This window comes from Marinospirillum celere (genome assembly GCF_900112235.1).
GTDB lineage: Bacteria > Pseudomonadota > Gammaproteobacteria > Pseudomonadales > Halomonadaceae > Marinospirillum > Marinospirillum celere.
Genome location: NZ_FOLH01000001.1, coordinates 659,169 through 681,020, shown reverse-complemented (window position 1 = coordinate 681,020; position 21,852 = coordinate 659,169). Strand labels below are relative to the sequence as shown.

The window sequence follows — 21,852 nt, the reverse complement described above, 5'->3', positions numbered from 1 at the left end:
GTTCAGCCTGCATCGATTAACGTTTATTCAGAACTTCACTGACTAGGCCTGGCAGACTGGTATCCAGGTTGAAGTCTTTCAAGATACAAGCATCCAGACCCGCTTCTTGCTGCTGGGCCTGTTTCGGGTCATCTCCAGTTAAGAGTATAAAGGGCAGTTGATTGCCCTGCTCTCTCAACTCCCTAAAAAACTCAATTCCATTGATCAGGGGCATGTTCATATCACTAATCACCAGGCCAACATCCGGGTTGGCATTCAATTGCTCCATGCCTTCAATGGCGCTCTCTGCCAGAAGAGGCTGGTAACCTTCTGATTCCAAAACAGCACCGATCATTTCAGCGGCCAGGGCATCATCATCAACAACGAGGATCTGCATTTTATATTTCTCCTGCTTTTTTATTCAGTGTTTAGCCCAGCAGTGCTCTTAGGGTTTCCACCAGACTATTTTGATCAAAGCTACCCTTGACGATATAGGCATCAGCACCCACCTCAATACCTCGACGGCGATCACTTTCTTTTTCCCGCGAGGTAATAATGATGATGGGTTTATCCCGGTAGCTTTCCAATTCTCTTAAACGAGCGGTAAGAGTAAAACCATCCATAACCGGCATTTCCACATCGGTTAGAATGGCATCAAAGTCTTCTAATAAGGCTTTTTCCAGGCCTTCTTGACCATTTTCAGCCAAGGTGACCTGATAACCATAGGCTTCCAGCACATCCTTTTCGATTTCCCTGGTGTTCAGGGAGTCATCAACCACCAGAACCCGCTTCCCGGCTTGCTTGTCCTGCAAGCGCGAGGAAGAAACCAGGCGTGTTTTCCGCGACATTTCCAATAACTGGGGCACATGCAACAGGCTTACCAATTCATTGTGGCCGGTTGTCACCATTCCAGAAATCATTGGCTGATGGCGCAGGTGTTCCGGTAGTTGTTTGATAACCAGATCACGCTCATCCAAGAGCTCATCAACCACCAAAGCCAGTTTTTCATGCTGTACCTGGGTGATCAGCAGCAAGAGTTCCTTGCCCGCGGCCTTGGGGTCACCGGGTTTTTTGGGCAGATTGATCAACTCATGCAAATAAAGAACCGGCACAAATTCATTGCGCAGGATAATGGCATTGCGTTCTGCCACTTCCAGCAAAGCCTCTTTGGGCACCCTGACCAGCTCACTGACATACTGGGCTGTAAAACCCAGGGGCTGACCAGCAGCTTCTACCAAAAGCACACGCATCACTGCCAGAGACAAGGGCAAACGCAAGCTAAAACGGCTACCCTGCCCCGGCTTACTGTGTACCGCCAGAGTACCCTGAAGGTTGTCAACGACCGAGCTTTTAACGACATCCATACCCACGCCACGACCGGAAATTTCGGTAATCATCTGGCTGGTTGAAAAGCCGGGCAGAAAAATCAGATCCATGATCTCCTGATCGCTCATGGCATCCAATTGCTCCTCGGTCATCAACTCCTTACGCAAGGCCTTATCACGAATTGCTGCCAGTGAAATCCCCTGACCATCATCCCTGACTTCAATAACCACCCAACTGCCGTCCTGCCAGGCACTAAGGGTCACCTTGCCCTGAGTGGGCTTGCCCTTTTGCTCACGCTCTTGGGGGGGTTCTATACCATGATCCAGGGCATTTCTGAGTAGATGAATTACTGGGTCGGCGAGTTGGTCAATCATCTGGCGATCCAGCTCTATTTCCGAACCCATCACCCGGCATTCCACCTCTTTGCCCAGAGAACGCGCCATCTCCCGAACCAGGCGACCTGCTGAATCAAACAGGGTGCTCAAGGGCAGCATCCGCAGCTGAAGTGCCTTGTCATGCAGTTCCTGCATCAGTAACTCTTGTGATTGCACCCCATCGCGCAGTTCACGATTAAAAAGATCCAAATCAGCAACCGGAGCTTCTTTATACTGGGCCAGCTGACCGCGAATTTTTTGGGAATCCCGAACCAGTTCGCGCATATGGGCATGACTGGAAACCACCTCACCCATTAACTTGATCAGTTCATCCAGGCGATTTAATTTAATTCGGACAGTGTCACTGGTTTTTAGCTTGGCTTCAGGTGCGTTATCCAGCTCTTCGGCAAAGTCTTGAGCTGCTTCGGCAGCTAGAGGTGGATCAACTTTTTGCCCGGCTGCAGCCTGGGTCAGGGCTTCACAAAGCCAAGTATTTTTTTCAGGAAGACTGGCCCCTTCCTTGTGCTCAGCCAGGTGGTCAACCAATCCGGTCAAGCTATCCACGCCCTGGTAAAGCAGGTCCGCATGGTGACTTTCAAAAGTGATTTGGCCTTCCCTTAAAGCACTTAACAAGTCTTCCATGGCATGCGCCGTTTCGGTGATGCTGGTCAATTTCAGCATCCTTGAGGAACCCTTGAGCGTATGTGCCGCCCGAAACAGCTGGTTAACCTGTTCTTCACCGGCGTTCTGCTGCTCCAGAGTCGCAATACCTTCATTGAGCTGTTGGAGGTGCTCTTGGGCTTCATCGATAAAACGCAAAATAAACTTGGTGATGTCCAGTGCCATTTTTTATTCCCTTCCCTGATGACTGGTCGTTAAACCCTGCCGAAGACGCAACAACTGGTGTTCAGTCAAAAACAACAAGTCAGACCTGGGCACTTCCAGAGGTAGCAGTTTAAGCCCTGTCGCTACTTCAGAGGCTGAAGACAACAGGCGTTGAACACTCTTGTAGGCTCTGAAGGCCGAATCTTTTTGCTGATCATAGCGACAGGCTTCGGCCAGATAAAAATGTGCTGGCCAGGAATCGGGTTGGATATAAACCACTTTTCTAAAGGCGCTAATCGCCTCTTTCCATTTGTTTTGCCATTTAAATAGTAAACCTTTGAGGAAATTTGCATCCGCTGACCAGGGTTCTGCTTGTAGGTATTCCTCAACCAAGGCTTCAGCTTTAACAAATTCGCGCTTATTACCAAGAATCCAGGCTTTCAGCAGCAGCGCTTCCTGCTGCTTGGTATTTTTGGACAAAAGCAGATCCAACTGGCGGCTGGCCAAATCGGTTTCCTGCTGAATGATGAGTTGGCGAATTTCTTCCAGTTTAGGTGCCGGGTTAGCTGCCTGCTCAGAGCTTGCTGGCTGACTGCGAGGCACAACCTGGGGGGGCTTTTTGGATTCAGCTGGAATGGACGCCTGAATGGGCTTTACCCGTGTTTGCCGGGAAAGTTTTACGCTATCAGGGGGTAAAAGAGCTTCACCCTTCACAAAATAATAATAGCCTTTTTCTTCAACCAGCTTGAAGACACCCAGGTCATTGGCCAGGGTTTCAGAGCTACCCACCACCACAATGCCTTCAGGACGCAGCAGTGAATAGAGTTTTTGCAAAATTGTCTGGCGGGTTTCCATATCAAAATAAATCGAAACGTTCCTGAAAAAGATCACATCATAATCTTTTAAATGAGCCGGAAACTCGGGAGCCAAAAGATTGAGTTCATGAAAGCTGACACGACTGCGAATTGCTGGATTCAGTTGAAAATGTGAGCCTTCCGGCTGAAAATAAGCCTTGCGCAAGCTTTCAGGAACTCCTCGAAAAGAAAAAGGCGAATAGATTCCCCTTTGTGCTTTTTGCAGGATCCTACGATCCAGGTCCCCACCTTCTACCTGAAAAAGCCGTGAAGAGGCTTGCCCCCAGGTTTCCTGAAGAGCAATCACAAGGCTGTAGGGTTCTTCTCCTGAAGAACAGCCTGCGCTTAAAATCCTTAATGGACGCTTTTGACCATAGAGCCGGAAGAGGCGGGGCAACAGCTGTTCAACTAATAGCTCTATCTGACCATTTTCACGAAAAAAATAGGTTTCATTCACGGTTAAATGCGTAATCAGCTCTTTAACCAGGTCATCATCTTTTCGCAGTAAATTCAGAAAATCTTTGAGATGCTTCACTCCTGCCGTCGTTGCCGCTGCCAGCAAAGCTTTACGCAAGCGATCTTCAGCCAGGCCTTCCAGTTGCAAACCACAGTGCTCCTTGATGAGTTGCTTAAAGGAACCCAGATCTTCACTCATGCACTGCTCCGGGTAATTGCTGACAAATAAGCATCCGGGCCTAACTCAAGTATCTTATGCATTTCTGCAGCCAAATCTTGTACCGGCAGCTCACGATGAACCCCACCCAGCTTAACGGCTTCCTGATTCATACCATAAATCACGGAGCTGGCTTCATTTTGCGCCAAACCAATGCCACCCAGTTGACGTATTTTCAGCATTCCTTCAGCACCATCCCGCCCCATACCGGTGAGGATAAGACCTATAGCATCCTTGCCATAAACCTCAGCCAAGGAACTCAAGAGGTGATCACAGCTGGGACGGTAGATTTCGCCACTCACTCGTTCCTGAAGCGCAATACGATGGCTTTTGGTCACTGTCAGGTGCGTTTCTGAAGGTGAAACATAAATACATCCAGGCTTGATCAACTCACCCGCTTCAGCCACCTTGACCTTGAGCGGACACAGGGTTCTTAACCATTGAGCCATCCCTTCCACAAAACCATCGCACATGTGCTGGGCAATCAAAATCGGTGCAGGGAAAGCTGCATCCAACTGAGGCAGAATACGCGCCAGGGCTTGGGGGCCGCCCGTTGAAGAGGCAATCGCAAAAACCTGCTGATAGTTACGCGCCTTAAAGTCTCCAGATTCTTTCCAAGGGTAGTCAGAAGAAACACTGGCCGGTGCAACCACTTTACGGCGACGCAAACGAGTAATCACCGGAACACCCGCCAGCATGCGTACTTTACTGACAAAATCCTTGGCTTCCTGGGGGGTGTAATCCGGTTTTGGAATAACTTCCAAAGCACCCAGATCCAAAGCCTGACAAGCTTTTTCGGCATCGGATTGACTGGAAACCACCAGAATGGGAACTGCTTTTTCATGCATGATGGCTTCAATAGCTTCCATGCCATCCATCACTGGCATGACCAAATCCATAGTCACCAAATCGGGCCGGTATTGACGGACCAGTTCTACGGCTTCTTTGCCATTGCGAGCTTCTGCAACCACCTCCATGCCCGCATCTTCCAAAAAGGCTCTAAGCAGAGCACGTGCCATGGCGCTATCATCAGCAATCAAAACCCGCTGTGTAGTGGATTTATTCATGGTTTTTGTTCTCCACTACCACGGATCTTGAGGGCTTCATGCGCCTGACTTCCTCTAAAGCAAATTATTTAAAGGCCTTAACCAATTCATGCAAATGGTCAGACATGGCTATCATTTCTTCACTAATTTCAGTGATCTGGCGAACGGAGTGCGCATTATGACTACTGGCTGAAGCAATATCCCTTAATGCGACCACCACCTGACTGCTGGCTGTTTTCTGCTGGCGTGTCGACAGGGAGATCTGCTCCGCTGCGCTGCTGGTCTGACTGGCTGCTTGCAACAAGGCATTGAGATCCTCAGCAGTGGTTGCACTGACTTCAAGACCCGATTGGATAGAAGTTACGCCCTTCTCAGAATTAATCACCAAACGGCTGATGGAGTCCTGTATTTCCTGAATGCGCTCTTCAATTTCCCGCGTTGAATCCGTTACGCTATCAGCCAAACGACGAATTTCAGCAGCTACAACGGAAAAACGCTTGCCTGATTCACCTGCACTGGAAGCTTCCAAAGCGGCATTAAAAGCTATTAATTTGGTCTGATCGGCCAGATCATTGATCAAATCCATCACCCGACTGATCTGCTTGGATTTGGCACCCAACTCCATGATTTCGGTAAGGTTCTGTTGATTATCCTGGTGAATATCATGCATACGACCCTGCAGCTGCTGCATGGCATCCACGCCCTTACGACTGTTTTCCAGGGTCAGGTTGGCCACATCGACCACTGATTGGGAATGATCGGCAATTTGGGTTGAAGAAGCAGAAAGCTCTTCCATGGTTGAGGTGATCTCAGCAACCGATGAAGACATCTCCTCAACTGCTGCGGCCATCGACTGACTGACTTCATCTTGCAGGCTGGAATTACGACTGACCAGGCCAGCGGTATAAGCCAAGCGTTTCGCCGAATCTGACAGCTTGTCTGAATTACCAGCGACAGCCCCGATTATTTCATCCAGGCGCTGCAGCAAACCATTGGTTTGCTTGGCAAGCTTGCCTAACTCAGCGTCTTCAGGTACATGAATGCGCTTTCTGAGATCCAACGAATTGGTAATTTCTTCAAGCTCATCCTGGAATTGACGAATCGGTCTGATCAGAGTACCCGACAAAGGATAAAGCAGCAGCACACTGAGCAGTATCAACAAAGCACCAATCAACAAAGAAATCAGCAACTGCTGATTGATACCCGCCATAAACTCATCACGAGGTACTTCCATTATCAAAAAGCGCTGGAGATCATCCACCCAGATGGAACCCACAAAAAAGCGCTGTCCCTGGCGATCCTGAAGCTGCTGAACATTGACACCATCCTGGTTGAGCAAAGGGCCCAGATCACCATCACCTGCTAAAATATGGACCAGGGAATCCTCAGAACCCACTTCCAGTACACCATCTGCTGTAACCAGCGAGGCGCGCCCCTCAACTCCGAGGCGGTAGTCACTGATCATCTGGCCCATCTGCTGCATATCCAAAGCAGCACCGGCCACATTTCTTGGCCAACCTCGTTCAGCTTCCTGGGAGCTGCTGTAGTTGAAGAACATCAAAAAGTTTTCGCCGCTCAGATCGTTGACATCCAGGTTCAGCTCATAGGGAGCACCTGAGCGGATGTAATTGAAATACCAGGAATCGGAAGCCACTTCTTCGCGAATCAAGCGACTCTGCAGCACACCGTCGGCATAGTGCATATAGCGAATTTCATCACCCGTATTGCCGACGACAAAGACCGTATTGGCGCCTAACTGCTGATCGACCCTGGCCATTTCGCGCTTGACTGCCGGATACTCGTCTTCTGGCATCCCTCGCTCAATCCAATCAACAATGAAAGTATTCGAAGCCAGGGAACGTGAAAGCTGGATACTGGGCGCTAAGCGCAGGGCCACTTGATCGCCAAGTTTTTCCAATTGACTGGGTAGCTCCTCTTCAAGAAGCAATTCGACCCGGCTGGAAGTATAAAAACTCGACTGCAAGATTAATGAAAAGGCCAAAATTACAGCCAAAAGAGTACTAAAAGAAGCAAAAAGTCGCGAACGCAGGGATAACCTGTTCCATAGGGCACGCATAGGCCAGCCTTTCTCTTTAGTCGATACTGGGGACAAAATGAAGTTACAATATGTAAACCTAACCGCCAATGCCTAATCAATGCAAGAAAAAGTTAAGCTTAACCTGTAGTAAAACCCTTCACATGACAAGGATTAGGCACTTCCAACTCAATTACTTGATCAACCCTTGCTGCTTTAGGTCCTTGATGTAACCAAGCCGCCACCTTAGCAACCCCTTGAGTTGAACCACAGAGGCAGACTTCAACACCACCATCATCAAGATTGACCGCCCAGCCAGTCAAACCTTCTTGAAGGGCTTGTTGCTGGGTGGACTTACGATACCAAACACCTTGCACACGTCCCGTCACCTTGAAAAGACGACAATTTTTTTGCATAAAATCCCCCTAAAGGTCCATTTTCTTAATACACTTAATAACTTTGACTAAGGAGATAGAAGATGGCAACTGCTTTCCCCCAGGATGGCTGCAAACAGTGCGCAGAACCTTTAAACTTTGATTTTACCTTTGCATATCAGCCTATTGTTGATGTGCATGCAGAAACAATCTGGGGCTATGAAGCACTGGTTCGAGGCTTGGGTGGTGAGTCTGCCTGGTCAGTTCTGTCTCAAGTTAATGATGATAACCGCTATGCCTTTGACCAAGCTTGCCGGGTTAAAGCAATTTCCCTGGCTGCGCAACTTAAACTAGATAGCATTTTGAGTATCAATTTTCTGCCCAATGCCGTCTATGAGCCAGCTCACTGTATCCGCAGCACCTTGAAAGCAGCTGAAGAAGCCGGCTTTCCTATGGACAAAATCATGTTTGAAATCACCGAATCCGAACAAGTCCATGACCCTGCGCACCTAACCAATATTTTTCAATACTACAATCAACAGGGCTTTATCACCGCTCTGGATGATTTTGGTGCCGGTCACGCAGGTTTGAATCTTTTATCCCGTTTCATTCCTGACCTGATGAAAATCGACATGCACCTGGTTCGGGATGTGGATACCAATCGGACCAAACAAGTTATCACCCGGGGCCTGGTAGGTATTTGTAAAGAGCTGGGCATTAAGGTACTGGCTGAAGGCGTGGAAACGGCTGCTGAAGCCCATTTCTACCGAGGCCTGGGTGTTGAGCTAATGCAGGGCTACTATTTTGCCAAACCCGGCTTTGAAATACTTCCAGAAGTACGCTTTCGCTAAGCTAAAAGCTGCTTGAAAAAACGGGGCACCTCTTGTGAAGCCGGACCATAATAACCCTGCTCAAAGGTATCACTGGTTTTTTCCAGGTTGATCTCCACTGTCTGGGCTCCCACCTGCTGGGCCAGCTGCATAAAGCCTGCAGCAGGATACACCTGCCCCGAGGTGCCTATGGAAATAAACAGATCCGCCGCTTCCAAGGCCTGATAACAGGCTTCCAAGTGGTAGGGAACTTCCCCAAACCAAACAATATCCGGCCGCAAAAGCTGGGGCGGGTCACAGCATTCGCAAAGGTGCTCCTGGGTTAAATCACCCTGCCAGGGCAGCGCACGGCCAGAACGTGGGCAGAGCGCGCTCATCAATTGCCCGTGCATATTAACCAGACGCTGACTGCCCGCCCTTACATGCAGATTATCAACATTCTGGCTGATCAATAAAAACTGTCCGCCTTTCGCCAGCCATTTTTTCTCAAAGCTGGCCAGAGCCTTGTGCGCCGGGTTGGGTTTGATTTTTCTTTGCCGTAACTGAGCACGGCGCTGGTTATAGAAATTCAGCACTTTTTCTGGATCTCGGGCAAAGGCTTCAGGGGTGGCGACTTCTTCAATGGAATGCTTTTCCCAAAGGCCCTGCTGGTCACGAAAGGTACTGATTCCTGATTCCGCAGAAATCCCAGCTCCGGTTAAAACAACGAGATTACGCAAAGACATCAACTCTTCTGCCTGCAAGGTTTAAAGGCTTGATTGAAATAGCATAAGATACAGGTTGGATTTAATTTAAGGAAGCCGCCATGACCCCGCCTGTCTCTGAACCCCTGACCCCCGGCCTGATGATTCTCCAGGGCAATCAGCTGGAAGAATTACGTGACCTGATGGTTCAGTGGCTAAGCCGCAACCCCCTGAGCCCTTTGGAAGACGAATGTATTCTGGTTCAGAGTAATGGCATCGCTCAGTGGCTGAAAATGGCGATGGCTGCTGACCCAACGGACGGCGGCTGTGGCATTGCTGCCAGCATGCAGGTTCAGTTACCGGGGCGTTTTATCTGGAAAGCCTATCGCAGCCTTTTTCCCGAGCTGCCCGAAGCCTCCCCTTTCGACAAGCAGCCCTTAACCTGGCGTCTCTACCAATTATTGGCAAAACTGGATGTTATCAAGCAGCAGCTACCCAATTCAGAGCGCCTGAAACCCCTGGAAGATTTTCTTAATCAGGATAGTGACCCCAGGCGCCTACACCAGTTGGCAGCCAATCTGGCCGATCTCTTCGACCAATACCAGGTCTATCGCGCTGACTGGCTGGAAGCCTGGGAAGCAGGTCAGGATATTCTGATCAATGCCCGAGGCCAGCAACAACCCTTAGAGGCAGAAGCTGCTTGGCAACCCCTGGTCTGGCGGCTACTGCTGGACGTTATTGATAAAGATCAGCAGCTAGGCCAAGGCCAGTGGGATAAAGCCAGCCGCGCCAGCATTCATCAGGCTGTTATCACTGCCAGTAAACAATTCTCAGCGGATAAAAGGCCAGCCCAGCTGCCTCGAAGAGTGGTGGTTTTTGGTATTTCCTCGCTGCCTCGCCAAACCCTGGAACTCCTGGAAGCCCTGGCGCCTTTTACCCAGATACTGCTCTTTGTCAGCAATCCCTGCCAGCACTACTGGGGTGATTTGATTGAAGGCAAGGATCTGCTTAAACAGGAATATAGGCGAATTCAGGCGCGCAAACTACCCAGCGGTTTGCAACAAGAAGAGCTGCACCTCTATGGCCATCCACTATTGGCTTCTTGGGGCAAGCAAGGCCGGGATTACCTGCACCTACTGGACGCCAGCGATCAGCCCGAAAGCTACCAGCAGCATTTTACCAGTATTAACCTGTTTACTTCGCCCGGTCAGGACTGCCTGCTTCATCAGCTACAGGATGACCTGCTGGAATTACGCTCTCTACAAGAACGCCAGGCGTTGGAATCAACCATTGATCCCGAAAAGGATCTCAGCCTGAGTTTTCAAATTGCCCATTCACCGCAACGAGAAATTGAAATCCTTCAGGACCAGCTACTTCAGGAATTTGAACGCGCTCATCAAGCCGGTAAACCCTTACAGCCTCGTGATCTGCTGGTCATGGTTCCGGACATCAATGACTATGCCGCCGCCATTCAGGCAGTGTTTGGACGCATTTCCCGCCAGGATCCACGCTACCTGCCTTACCAAATTGCCGACCAAGGACAACGGGGCCAAAACACCCTGCTGATTGCCCTGGAAAAGCTCTTACACCTACCTGCATCACGCTTTAGCGTCAGTGAGCTGCTGGACCTCCTGGATATTCCATCACTGCGGGAAAACCTGGGCCTCAAAGAAGCTGATCTGCCACGCCTACGCCAATGGATTGAAGGGGCCAATATTCGCTGGGGTCTGGATGGGCAGCAAAGAGCCAGCCTGGATTTACCCGCTTCTGAGCATAATACCTGGATGCAGGGGCTCAAACGCATGCTTTTGGGCTATGCCAATGGCAGTAGTGGCGACTGGCAGGGCATTCAGCCCTATGCTGAAGTGGCAGGTTTGGAGGCGGAGTTAGTTGGCCCCCTGGTCTTGCTGCTGGACCAACTGGAAGCCACCCGCCAGGAACTTTCGCAACCCCAACTTCCTGAACACTGGTTGCAATTGATTCAAACTCTGCTGAATGACTTCTTTGTTGAAACCAGCCCTGCTGATACCTGGGCCTTAACCCAGGTTCAAAACCAGTTGGAAACCCTGGAAACCCACTGGCGACTGGGTGATTTAAGTCAACAGCCGTTGCCTTTGGAAGTGGTTCGAGAAGAACTTTTATCCGGTATTGATCAACCTAACCTGACCCAAAAATTTCTGGGCGGGTCGATCAACTTCGCAACGCTCATGCCCATGCGAGCCATTCCCTTTCGCCAAATCTGGCTCTTGGGTATGAATGATCAGGACTACCCCCGTTCTGTACATCCGGCTCACTATGACCTGATGGCCAAGGATTACCGCCCAGGTGACCGCTCCCGGCGTGAAGATGACCGCTACCTGTTTTTGGAAGCCCTGCTTTCGGCCCGTGAAAAGCTTGTCATCAGTTGGGTGGGCCGGGATATCCGCGATAATAGCGCCCGCCCACCTTCCGTTTTAGTCAGCCAACTACGCGACCATCTGGCTGCTGGCTGGAGTAGCTCCCAGGGTGAAGATCTGCTTTCTGGCCTGACTTGCGAGCATCCTTTGCAGGCTTTCAGTCGCAACTATTTTCTCCAAAACAGGGATCCGCGCCTGTTTACCTATGCCCATGAATGGCGCGTCATCCACCAGGAAAACTCACCTGATTCAGAGCAGCTGCCTGACTTTCAAAGTGAAGGGCGCATTAGCCTTCAGGAACTGAGTGCCTTTTTACGCTATCCAGTGCGCAGCTTCTATCAACAGCGACTGGGGGTGTACTGGCAGGAAGACGCCCAGCCCACCCTGGATGATGAACCTTTCCAGGTGCAAAGCCTGGATCGCTGGGCCTTACAAAAACAACTCCTCGATCAGGTCACCCAGGATTTGGCTGAAAAACGCTTCTTAAGCCTTCAGGAATGCCTGGAAGAACACGCCCAAGCGCTACAAAGAGCCGGTTACCTTCCATTGCCTCCTTTCCATGAAAGTGCCCGCAATCAGGTTTTGGAAGGCTTACAGGAGCCTCTGGAGACTTACCAGCAGCTCTTGGCAGAATTTAACCAGCTGCTGCCTGCCCAACATCAAAGCTGGCAGCTCAGCCCTCATCTGGAACTGGAAGCCAGTCTTCAGGATTTGCGCACCAATGGCCAGGGCCAGACGCTAAGACTCCTGCTTCAACCCAGCCGCTTACATGCCGGGGATAGCTACAAGTGGCATCACCTGATTCGCCTTTGGCCAGGACACTTGTTTGCCCAGCTTCATCAACCCGTTACCACCCGCATTCTGGGCCCGGCAACCGACTTGAGTTTGCACCCTCTGCATCCAAAGGTAGCTGAACGCCTGTTGCTGACTTTAGCTGAAAGCTGGCAACAGGGCATGCAAGAACCCCTACCCCTGCCCTGTCGAACCGGCTTTGCCTGGTTGATGGAAAAAGGCCAGCCACAAACCACCTATGAGGGCGGTTTTATGACTACTGGGGAATCTCAGGAACACCCGGCCTTTAAGCGTTTCTGGCCGGAATACTACCAGCTTGAAGCCAGGGGTCTGGCCCACTGGTGTGAAACCCTTTACCGCCCCTTGGTCGAGCATCTGGAGAAGCCAACATCATGAGTCAGCCGCTACAACTTCTTGCATTCCCTCTACGCGGTAGCCAGCTGATCGAAGCCAGTGCCGGCACAGGCAAAACCTTCACCCTGGCTTTGCTCTATACCCGCTTGATTTTGGGCCATGGTGATGAAAAGAGCGCCTTTTTACGCCCGCTCACCCCGCGTGAAATCCTGGTTGTTACCTTTACCGAAGCAGCAGCCGAAGAATTACGTGATCGTATTCGCAGCCGTCTGGTTGAAGCCGCAGCCTACTTCCGCAGCCAGAACGCTCCCCAAGCGACCAGCCAAGACCCGCTGGAACAATTGAAAAGCAGCTACCCCCCAGAGCTTTGGGCTGGCTGTGCCTGGCGCCTGCAACTGGCTGCAGAAAGCATGGATGAAGCCAGCATTTCCACCATTCATAGCTGGTGCAACCGCATGCTGGTCGAACATGCTTTTGACACCCGAGGGCTCTTTAACCGCGAGCTGGTTACCGATACCCAAGAACTTCTTACCGAAGTTGTTCAGGACTACTGGCGGGTTCATTTTTACCCGTTGAACACTGAACAAGCAGCCTTGATTCAAGACAGCTACAGCACACCAGCAGCTTTACAAAAAGACTTACGTGGCCTGCTCAAAACAGGTATTGAAGGTGTCAGCTTTCAGGGCCAGCCTTTAGAGGGTGAATCCTTGCGCTCCCTGTTAAATAAAGTCCTGCAAGAAGAACGCAAGCGTCAGGAAAAAGAAGCGCAAGCCGCCCAGTTGGAAGTTAATTTACGCCAGGCTTGGCTGACAGACTGGCCTGCCATTGAAAACTACCTGCACGAAATCAGGCCTTACTTGAAAACCCCGGCTCATGACAGCAAGACACCGGAAAGCTATCAAGCCTTACTGGATCAAATTCACAGCTGGGCTCAGGGTGAAGGCGCTACACCTGGAAAGCTGAAAAACTTTGCCTTGGGTGCTTTTCAGTTTTATGCCAAGTCACCGGTACAGGAAGCTGATCCCTGGCGTGCCTTTGAGCTTCAGGCTGAATACAATCAACTTCTGGAGGCCGCCAAGAAGCAACCTGACACTGAAAGCGAAGAGCCCCCTTTTAAAACCGCATTGCTGGCCCATGCGCACCAGTGGGTAGAAACCACTTTTAACCAACGCCTGCTGCAGCGTGCAGAAATGGGCTTTGATGACCTGCTGACTCAACTGGAAGCGGCCTTAAATCCTGAAAAAAGCACCAAATCCGCCCAACAGCTAGCAAAGTTATTGAAAAATCAGTTTCCAGTTGCCTTGATTGATGAATTTCAGGATACCGACCCGGTTCAATACCGAATCTTCAATCATATTTATCAGTTGGAAAGCGATGATCAAAGCACCGGCATTATCCTGATTGGTGACCCCAAACAGGCGATCTATAGTTTTCGCGGTGCGGATATCTATACCTACCTGCAAGCCAAACAGGCGACCCAGGGGCGGCATTTCACCCTAATGCGTAATTTTCGCTCAACTCAAGGGGTGGTTGAAGCAGCCAACTTTTTATTCGGCCATGCCGAGCAGCATCCATCCGGTGCCTTCCGCTTTCGTGAAGGTGATTACCATCCCCTGCCCTATATTCAGGTTGAAGCAGCCGGTCGTGATGAACAGCTCTATTTGGATGGACAGCCCGCCAATCCCCTTACCTTCTGGCAGTTTGCGCCTGAAGAAGGCAAGGAAGCTCTAGGAACAGGGCTTTACCTACAGGAAGCCGCCGCTTCAGCAGCCAGCCAACTGGCCTTTTGGCTGCAAGCCGCGCAAGAGGGTCGCGCGGGTTTTGGTCATCAGGGAGCCATCACCCGTAGTCTGCAACCTTCCGATATTGCCATCCTGGTCAGACGAGGCCAGGAAGCAGATGCCATTCGCAAAGAACTGGCAAACCGAGGTCTGGCTAGTGTTTATCTATCTGACCGCTCCTCCGTCTTTGCCACTGAAGAAGCCAGAGATTTGCTTCACTGGCTAGAAGCCGTGGCACAACCGGGTAAAGAGCGCCTAGTTAAAGCGGCCCTGGCCACCAATACCCTGGACCTGCCTCTTAGCCGTCTGGCGGCCTGGCAAGAGCAAGAGCTGGCCTGGGAAGCGCAAATGGAAACCTTCATGCAGCTTCACCAGACCTGGCGCTACCAGGGGGTGCTGGCCATGCTACGACAGCTGATGGATGCCTATGAACTTCCCGCTCGGCGCCTGCAACAAAATGGCGGAGAACGCAGTCTCACCAATTTACTGCATCTGGCTGAATGGCTTCAGGATGCCAGCCTGCAAGTAGACGGTGAAGAGGCCTTGATTCGCCATTTACAGGAACAACTGAATACCCCGGATGATCAGCAGCTGTTACGCCTGGAGAGTGATGCCCGCTTGATCAAGGTCATCACCATTCATAAATCCAAGGGTCTGGAATACCCTCTGGTCGTGCTGCCATTTATCTCCGGATGGCGGGAAATTGATGGCAAAACCCCTCAACTACCCTGGCGAACGGCTCAGGGTAAATATCTGGAAGTCTCTGGAAAGAACCACTTCCCGGAAGCCTGGAAAGCCGCTGCTGATGAACGTCTGAGTGAAGACATGCGGTTGCTCTATGTGGCGATTACCCGCGCGCGCCATGCTCTTTGGCTGGGTGTGGCTCCGTTGAAATCGGGAAATTCAAAAAGCCCTCAGTTGGAACGCTCTGCCTTGGGCTATCTGCTGACTGGTGGCGCCCGTTTTGCGGATGCCCAGGCACTGGATACCTGCCTAAGAGAACTGAGCAGCCAATGCCCAGCGATCAGCCTGGAACCTGCTCCGGCGATCACTTCTACCCGTTTAAATCTACAAACTTCAGAGGTCCTGGAGGCAGCACGCTCTCCAGAGCAGCTACCCCGCCTGCAACCCTGGTGGATCGGCAGCTATTCAGCGATCCGCTACCAAGGCATGGATTGGCGTTTGGATGAGCCCTTGACCGCCAGGGAAGCGACCGCCCAGGAAACCACCGATGAACCTCGAGAAATTCCAGCCAGGCCCACTCAAATCAATGCAGATAATTTAATGCAGCATTTTCCAGCAGGCAGCCGTTACGGCACCTTCCTGCACAGCCTAATGGAATGGGCTGCAGTTCATGAATATCAGGAATATCGGGGATTTGCTGCCGCTGCCGCTGACACCGCTGGACGCCTTCAGGCTGTTACCCAACGTTGTCAGCGCCTGGAGCTGGAAGTTTATGCTGAAGCTCTGAGTGCCTGGCTGGGGGATTTTCTTAAGCAGCCCTGGTCCCTTGAGGAACCGCTGGTACTGGCTGAGCTATCTCCAGAAGTCATTAGTGTTGAAATGGAGTTTCTCATCTCCTGTCATCACTTGAACAGCCGCCAACTGGATGAGCTGGTTACCCGCACCACCCTTGACGGTGCCCCTCGTCCTCCGGCTGAAGACAACCTAATGAATGGCCTTTTTAAGGGCTTTATCGACCTGGTTGTTTTGCACCAGGGGCGCTACTACGTGGTGGATTGGAAATCCAATCGCCTCGGCACAGATCTTGAAGCTTACCACCCGGATCAGCTAAGTCAGGCGATCCTGAAAAAACGCTATGACCTGCAATATGTTCTTTATCTGCTGGCCCTGCACCGTCACCTCAAGGTGAGGTTAGTCGATTATGACTATGACCGGCATCTGGGTGGAGCCATCTATGTCTTTATGCGTGGGCATGCCCATCCCAGCCAAGGCCTCTTCCATGACAAGCCACCGCGTGAATTAATAGAAACCCTGGATCGACTCTTTAGTGGGCAGCAAAAGGAAACCCAGTCATGAAAACCCCTTTACTGGAGCATTTGCAAAGCTGGATGGAAGCTGGAGCACTGCGAGCCCTGGACCTGGCGTTTGCCCGTTTTCTGGCCCAACAAATCCAACCCGTCGAAGAAAGCCTCCTGCTTGCGGCCGCTTTAGTCAGTGAACGCCAGGGGCACGGGCATGTCTGCCTGGATTTGAAGGCCTGCCTGCAACACCCGGAACAGCTTTTGTCCCTAACCAGAGCCCAGCATCCCGAAGAGATTCACCGGCAGCTGAGCGAATATCTAGACAACATGACCCTGGATACCTGGGTTCAAACCCTTCAGGCCAGTGAAGCCGTCGATTCAGCCTGGCAACCTGGAGCCGCTGAGCAGACGGCTCCTCTGGTATTGGCCGGATCTCCTGATCAGCCCCTGCTGTATCTGCGCCGCTACTGGCAGTATGAGCAGACTATTCAACAGGCCCTTCAACAACGCCTGAAGCGAGTAAGAAGCTTACCCCCTGAAGCCAAAAGACTGATTCAACAGCTCTTTCCAGAAACCAACCAGGCACCCCGCCCGGACTGGCAAAAACTGGCCTGTGTTCTAGCAGCACGCAGTGATTTTGCCATCATTACCGGTGGTCCAGGAACCGGAAAAACTACTACCGTAGTGCGCCTTCTGGCGCTCTTGCAAGGGTTACAACTGACGCGCGGTGAGGCCTTTTTACAAATCAAACTGGCCGCACCAACCGGCAAGGCTGCGGCCCGGCTTAATGAATCTCTACTCAAAAACTTGCAAGCCTTGAATCTACCCGGCGAACAAAGTGATGTCTGGCGGGCCAGCCTGCCCCGCGAAGTCACCACTCTGCATCGCTTACTGGGCAGCCAGCCGGGCACCCGGCAATTTCGTCACCAAGCCTCTAACCCCTTGGCTGCTGACTTGGTCGTGGTTGATGAAGCTTCTATGGTGGATGTGGAAATGATGGCCTGCCTTTTACAGGCTTTACGCCCTGACGCCCGGTTGATACTCCTGGGCGACAAGGACCAGCTGGCTTCAGTTGAAGCTGGTTCGATTTTGGGTGATCTTTGCCGGGATGCAGAAGCGGGACACTACAGCCAGACAACCCGCCAAGCCCTTTATCAACTCACCGGGGAAGAACCCCTGGACCCAGCGACCGGCAAAAGCCTAGTCGATGATCAAGGAAGCCCCTTACACCAGGCAACAGCCATGCTCAGGCATAGTTTTCGCTTCAGCCAATACCCAGGCATCGGTGAATTGGCTCAGTTGGTTAATCAGGGTTCAGCGGGAAGTGGGGCCTTCAAACAGGTTTTTGAGAAGGATGCCCAACGCAGTGAAAAATCCCTGCACTTTTTATCCATCCGTGATCAAAAGGACCCGGATTTCCTCAAGCTGGTTACTCAAGGCTATCGGCCCTATCTGGAACTGGTCGCTTCCAGGCCGGCAGGTGCTTTTGATGATCACCTCAGCCTCAATGCCTGGGCCAGTGAGGTGTTTAAACGCCATCAAAAATTTCAGCTGCTCACCGCTTTGCGTCAGGGTGATTGGGGCGTGGAAGGCTTGAATCAGACCCTTTACCAAGCACTCAGATCAACAGCTATCGGCCGCCAACTACTTCCAGAAGGCGAACCTCTTTGGTATCCCGGCAGACCGGTACTCATGACCCGCAATGATTATGGTCTGCAACTGATGAATGGCGATATCGGCATCTGTCTGGAGTTGCCTGCCGAGCAGCCTGGTCAGCCACCCCTATTGAGAGTTGCTTTTCCTGACCCTAACAAGGGTGTCCGCTGGGTACTGCCCAGTCGATTGCAAGACGTGGAAACAGTGTTTGCAATGACAGTCCACAAATCCCAGGGCTCGGAATTTCAACATACCGCTCTGGTGTTGCCCCCAGTTTCCAGCCCTATTTTGACCAAAGAACTGCTCTATACCGGAATTACCCGTTCCAGCCAGACCTTTACCCTGGTGGCTTCGGAAACCCGGGTACTCAATCAACTGCTGCACAAGCGTATTGACCGGGCCAGCGGTCTTGATCTTCAAACCCCAGCAGGAGCCAACGGATGAAAAATCGTGTTGCTGTTTATGGCACCTTAAAACAAGGGCTTGCCAACCATCATTATCTGGAAAAAGCCCGCTTTCTGGGCAAGGATAGCGTCACTAATCTGGTTCTCTATGATTTAGGGCCCTATCCTGGCGCTAAACTGGCTACTTCCAAAGGCATAGAAATAGAAATCTACGAAGTGGATAGCCTAACCCTGGCGCAATTGGATCAGCTTGAAGGCGTGAACCGTCAAAACAATGAGCAGGGGCTTTATTACCGAACGCAACTCAAAACCCGTCTAGGCCCAGCCTGGGTTTATATTTACAATCCCTCAGTCAATGACAGAACACCCATTCGCCAGGGCGGCTGGCCACTTGAAAAGATTTGAAGATTCGATGACATCACCCAATAATAAGCACCCCGACTGGGCCGAAAGCCTTTATGAACGTCTTGCCGAAGATGATGAAGGGCGTGTCTGCAAGGATATTTCAGACGAAGCCTGCCAGGAAACACCCGGCAACTTTCTCTATACACTCATTGCCAACACGCTAAGTAGCCTGGCGGACAAACTGGCCTCAGCAAAAACAACCTTGCCCTGGCTGCTTTTGCATCTGGGTGGACCTTCGTGGATGTTGAGTCTACTCGTCCCTATTCGAGAGTCCGGCTCCATGCTTCCTCAGATGCTAATCGGCGCCCTGGTAAGGCGTCAGGCAATTCGTAAGTGGGTTTGGGTCTGGGGAGGCGGACTCCAGGGCAGCTGCTTGCTATTAATGGGCTGGGTGGCTCTGGTGCTGGAAGGTGCCCTAGCGGGTTATAGCCTCTTGGGTTTACTCATCCTGTTTAGTCTGGCGCGTGGAGCCTGCTCAGTCGCTTTCAAGGATGTTCAGGGCAAAACCATCCCGAAAACCCGGCGGGGTCGCCTGGGTGGTTGGATCAGTGCTCTATCGGGCGGTGTGACTCTGGCCATCGGTCTACTTCTGGGCATGCTGCAAAACCAGGATTCCAGTTGGTTCTATGCGGGTCTTTTGCTTTTGGCTTCGGCCTGTTGGTTTCTGGCCGCACTCGTGTTCAGCCGAATTGTTGAATTCCCAGGCGCTACCGAGGGAGGTGCCAATGGGCTGACAGAAGCCTTCAAAAAACTCAACCTACTCAAAGATGACCGCCTCTTCCGGAAATTTGTGGTGGCACGAGCACTGGCGATGGGATCGGGATTGGCTGCACCCTTTTATCTGGCTCTGGCTCGGGATGATTTGGGAGGTGCACTGGTACTACTGGGTTTGTTTATTGCTGTGGAAGGGCTGGCCGGTTTGATCAGCTCACCCATTTGGGGACGCTGGGCCGATCAATCCAGTCGTAAGGTTTTCTCCAACGCTTCGGCTCTTGCTGGCGGCTTGTCGCTGTTAGTTGCTTTGGTTTCGCTCCTAAGCTTACCGAGCAGCCTGACCTGGGGGCTCTATTTGCTTTGCTTTTTGGGATTGGGCATAGCGCATGCTGGAGTACGACTGGGTCGCAAAACCTACATGGTCGATATGGCCGGAGGGAATAAGCGCACCGACTATGTTGCTGTCAGCAATAGTGTCATCGGTGCCCTACTCCTATTAACCGGCCTTTTGGGTGCCCTAACGGCGCTTTTCTCCGTTCAGGCCACCCTGATACTACTGGGCAGCGCAGGACTGGCCAGCGCTCTTATTAGCCGTAACTGGAAAGAAGTTTCCGGCTAACCAAGCAGGTCAATCAAGCCTGGTTTTTAACGGGAACGACCAGGCGCCCTCTCACTTTACCCGCCAAAATGGAAGGCGTGATATCGGCTACTTCTTCCAGGCTGACATCCTTGACCAACTGCTCCAGTTTGCTCAAATCCAGGTCACGGGCCAGACGATCCCAGGCTTCAATCCGGTCTTCACGGGGGGCCATAACACTATCAATACCGCAAAGAGTAACACCGCGCAGAATGAAAGGAGCCACAGTGGAAGGAAAGGACATGCCCGCTGCAAGACCACAGGCGGCAACCACACCCCGATACTTCATGCTGGCACAGACATTTGCCAGCACCTGACCACCAGCGACATCGATGGCACCGGCCCATTGTTCTTTAGCCAGAGGTTTACCTGCTTCACTGTATTCGGAACGATCAATAATCCGGCTGGCACCCAGAGAGGTTAAGAAGTCAGCCTCTTCCGCACGCCCAGTCATGGCAACCACCTGATAGCCCAGCTTGGCTAGAACGGCTATGGCAACACTGCCAACACCACCCGCAGCGCCAGTCACCAGAATTTCACCTTTATCAGGGGTCACGCCTTGTTTTTCCAGCGCCAGAACACAAAGCATGGCTGTATAGCCAGCGGTGCCTATACCCATGGCCTGACGGGGCGTAAAGGCCTTGTTTAATGGAATCAGCCAATCCCCTTTCAAGCGGGCTTTTTCGGCCAGGCCGCCCCAGTGTTTTTCACCCACACCCCAACCATTGAGTACCACAGCATCACCGGGTTTGAAGTCGGGATGGCTGGATTCTTCCACCTCACCTGCCAAATCTATGCCCGGCACCATTGGAAAACTACGGACAACCGGTCCCTTACCAGTAACTGCCAGGGCATCCTTATAATTCAGCGTTGAATAAGCCACCTTGACGGTTACATCGCCCTCGGGAAGCTGGGATTCATCCAGCTCTTTAATCGCTACCTTTTGCTTATCATCCTGCTTATCGATAACCAGTGCTCTAAACATAGTGTTTCTCCTCTTGGGACTCTTGCATCCCGTGATATTTAAGTGGCTTTAATCAAACGAAAAAAGCCCGCTGCGAATTGATTCAAGGGTTCCGTAGATTGATCCAGCTTGGCCCTGAGTACCGCTCCTTCCCAACCGATCCAGAAAAAAGCCGCCTGCTCATAAGCATCTAAACCGGTTTGCATTTCGCCGCTTTGCTGAGCTTCCTGGAGGCATTTACAGGTTCTTTGCTGCCAATCCTGAAGGACCGCTGTTAATTGGTTGCGAAAACTCTCCGGTAAAGCCGACATCTCCTGACCCAAATTGCCAATCAAGCAACCCCGTTTGAATTCATGGACAGCCATTCCTCTGCCGGCATCTTCAACAAAAGCCGCCAGACGCTGTAAAGGGGGCATGGAAGTATCTTCAAGCCAGCGCTCCAGCTTGCGGGCAAAATACTTGCCATAGGCATCAATCAGAATTTCTCCAAAAGCCTCTTTGTTTTTGAAGTAGTGATAAAAAGACCCCTTGGGAACTCCGGCTTTTTTCAGAATTTCATCAATGCCCGTATAGGAATAGCCCTTTTCAGTCAGCACCGCCAAACCAGTACGGATCAAACTGAGCCGTGTTTCACTGTAGGCGGGGTCGGAGCCCTTGGGAGGGCGACCACGGCGGGGTTTGTTACTTCTTGCCAAAGCGTCTCTCATAGCGACCCAAATTAATTAGACCAATCGTCTAATTAATCCTATAAAAAAATAGACCAGG

15 protein-coding genes are annotated in these 21,852 nt (G+C 51.5%); 6 read left to right on the top strand and 9 right to left on the bottom strand.

Annotation, left to right across the window (positions count from 1 at the left end; genetic code table 11):
• Nucleotides 1-16: 16 nt before the first annotated feature.
• From BM185_RS03190 to yccX, 6 genes are all read right to left on the bottom strand, one after another.
• Nucleotides 17-376 carry a response regulator gene (locus tag BM185_RS03190; RefSeq protein WP_091959150.1) on the bottom strand — a complete coding sequence of 120 codons (360 nt, stop codon included), beginning with the start codon at nt 374-376 and terminating at the stop codon, nt 17-19.
• 31 nt (nt 377-407) lie between these two features.
• Nucleotides 408-2,525, bottom strand: coding sequence for a hybrid sensor histidine kinase/response regulator (locus BM185_RS03185; RefSeq protein ID WP_091959147.1), 2,118 nt, complete (start codon nt 2,523-2,525; stop codon nt 408-410).
• Between the two features lie 3 nt (nt 2,526-2,528).
• Complete coding sequence (locus BM185_RS03180; RefSeq protein WP_091959144.1) at nt 2,529-4,013, bottom strand: CheR family methyltransferase; 1,485 nt, start codon at nt 4,011-4,013, stop codon at nt 2,529-2,531.
• Nucleotides 4,010-5,098 (bottom strand): chemotaxis-specific protein-glutamate methyltransferase CheB, encoded by a 1,089-nt coding sequence (gene cheB / locus BM185_RS03175; RefSeq protein WP_091959141.1) that lies wholly within the window; start codon nt 5,096-5,098, stop codon nt 4,010-4,012. Before cheB ends, BM185_RS03180 begins: the two co-directional genes overlap by 4 nt.
• A gap of 64 nt (nt 5,099-5,162) precedes the next feature.
• A complete protein-coding gene (locus BM185_RS03170; protein ID WP_091959138.1) occupies nt 5,163-7,154 on the bottom strand; it encodes a methyl-accepting chemotaxis protein in 1,992 nt (663 codons plus the stop codon).
• 98 nt (nt 7,155-7,252) lie between these two features.
• Complete coding sequence (gene yccX / locus BM185_RS03165) at nt 7,253-7,528, bottom strand: acylphosphatase (RefSeq protein ID WP_091959134.1); 276 nt, start codon at nt 7,526-7,528, stop codon at nt 7,253-7,255.
• Between the two features lie 62 nt (nt 7,529-7,590).
• Between yccX and BM185_RS03160 the strand changes: the two genes are divergently transcribed.
• Complete coding sequence (locus BM185_RS03160) at nt 7,591-8,337, top strand: EAL domain-containing protein (protein WP_091959131.1); 747 nt, start codon at nt 7,591-7,593, stop codon at nt 8,335-8,337.
• On the opposite strand, the gene BM185_RS03155 is transcribed toward BM185_RS03160, so the two are convergent.
• Nucleotides 8,334-9,041, bottom strand: coding sequence for an NAD-dependent deacylase (locus BM185_RS03155; RefSeq protein WP_091959128.1), 708 nt, complete (start codon nt 9,039-9,041; stop codon nt 8,334-8,336). The two genes, BM185_RS03160 and BM185_RS03155, sit on opposite strands and share 4 nt — an antisense overlap.
• 80 nt (nt 9,042-9,121) lie before the next feature.
• Between BM185_RS03155 and recC the strand changes: the two genes are divergently transcribed.
• From recC to BM185_RS03130, 5 genes are read left to right on the top strand one after another with little or no spacing between them, the layout of a single operon-like run.
• Nucleotides 9,122-12,583, top strand: coding sequence for an exodeoxyribonuclease V subunit gamma (recC, locus tag BM185_RS03150; protein WP_091959125.1), 3,462 nt, complete (start codon nt 9,122-9,124; stop codon nt 12,581-12,583).
• Nucleotides 12,580-16,362 carry an exodeoxyribonuclease V subunit beta gene (gene recB, locus BM185_RS03145; protein WP_091959122.1) on the top strand — a complete coding sequence of 1,261 codons (3,783 nt, stop codon included), beginning with the start codon at nt 12,580-12,582 and terminating at the stop codon, nt 16,360-16,362. Before recC ends, recB begins: the two co-directional genes overlap by 4 nt.
• On the top strand, nt 16,359-18,407 hold the full coding sequence (recD, locus tag BM185_RS03140; RefSeq protein ID WP_091959120.1) for an exodeoxyribonuclease V subunit alpha: 2,049 nt from the start codon (nt 16,359-16,361) through the stop codon (nt 18,405-18,407). Before recB ends, recD begins: the two co-directional genes overlap by 4 nt.
• Nucleotides 18,404-18,772: a gamma-glutamylcyclotransferase family protein gene (locus BM185_RS03135; protein WP_091959117.1), complete on the top strand. Its 369-nt coding sequence runs from the start codon at nt 18,404-18,406 to the stop codon at nt 18,770-18,772. Before recD ends, BM185_RS03135 begins: the two co-directional genes overlap by 4 nt.
• 7 nt (nt 18,773-18,779) lie before the next feature.
• Complete coding sequence (locus BM185_RS03130) at nt 18,780-20,105, top strand: MFS transporter (RefSeq protein WP_091959115.1); 1,326 nt, start codon at nt 18,780-18,782, stop codon at nt 20,103-20,105.
• 13 nt (nt 20,106-20,118) lie between these two features.
• Here BM185_RS03130 and acuI read toward each other — a convergent pair whose 3' ends face one another.
• The gene (gene acuI / locus BM185_RS03125; RefSeq protein ID WP_091959112.1) at nt 20,119-21,108 is read right to left on the bottom strand and encodes an acrylyl-CoA reductase (NADPH); all 990 of its coding nucleotides are present in this window, start codon (nt 21,106-21,108) and stop codon (nt 20,119-20,121) included.
• A 38-nt stretch (nt 21,109-21,146) separates the two neighbouring features.
• Nucleotides 21,147-21,782: an acrylate utilization transcriptional regulator AcuR gene (gene acuR / locus BM185_RS03120; protein ID WP_245751661.1), complete on the bottom strand. Its 636-nt coding sequence runs from the start codon at nt 21,780-21,782 to the stop codon at nt 21,147-21,149.
• Nucleotides 21,783-21,852: the final 70 nt, after the last annotated feature.

Coding starts and splice junctions, on each gene's coding strand:
- BM185_RS03180 (WP_091959144.1), bottom strand. CDS start 4,013: ATGAGTGAAGATCTGGGTTCCTTTAAGCAACTCATCAAGGAGCACTGT.
- recB (WP_091959122.1), top strand. CDS start 12,580: ATGAGTCAGCCGCTACAACTTCTTGCATTCCCTCTACGCGGTAGCCAG.
- recC (WP_091959125.1), top strand. CDS start 9,122: ATGACCCCGCCTGTCTCTGAACCCCTGACCCCCGGCCTGATGATTCTC.
- BM185_RS03185 (WP_091959147.1), bottom strand. CDS start 2,525: ATGGCACTGGACATCACCAAGTTTATTTTGCGTTTTATCGATGAAGCC.
- BM185_RS03155 (WP_091959128.1), bottom strand. CDS start 9,041: ATGTCTTTGCGTAATCTCGTTGTTTTAACCGGAGCTGGGATTTCTGCG.
- BM185_RS03135 (WP_091959117.1), top strand. CDS start 18,404: ATGAAAAATCGTGTTGCTGTTTATGGCACCTTAAAACAAGGGCTTGCC.
- BM185_RS03160 (WP_091959131.1), top strand. CDS start 7,591: ATGGCAACTGCTTTCCCCCAGGATGGCTGCAAACAGTGCGCAGAACCT.
- BM185_RS03130 (WP_091959115.1), top strand. CDS start 18,780: ATGACATCACCCAATAATAAGCACCCCGACTGGGCCGAAAGCCTTTAT.
- BM185_RS03170 (WP_091959138.1), bottom strand. CDS start 7,154: ATGCGTGCCCTATGGAACAGGTTATCCCTGCGTTCGCGACTTTTTGCT.
- cheB (WP_091959141.1), bottom strand. CDS start 5,098: ATGAATAAATCCACTACACAGCGGGTTTTGATTGCTGATGATAGCGCC.
- yccX (WP_091959134.1), bottom strand. CDS start 7,528: ATGCAAAAAAATTGTCGTCTTTTCAAGGTGACGGGACGTGTGCAAGGT.
- acuI (WP_091959112.1), bottom strand. CDS start 21,108: ATGTTTAGAGCACTGGTTATCGATAAGCAGGATGATAAGCAAAAGGTA.
- BM185_RS03190 (WP_091959150.1), bottom strand. CDS start 376: ATGCAGATCCTCGTTGTTGATGATGATGCCCTGGCCGCTGAAATGATC.
- recD (WP_091959120.1), top strand. CDS start 16,359: ATGAAAACCCCTTTACTGGAGCATTTGCAAAGCTGGATGGAAGCTGGA.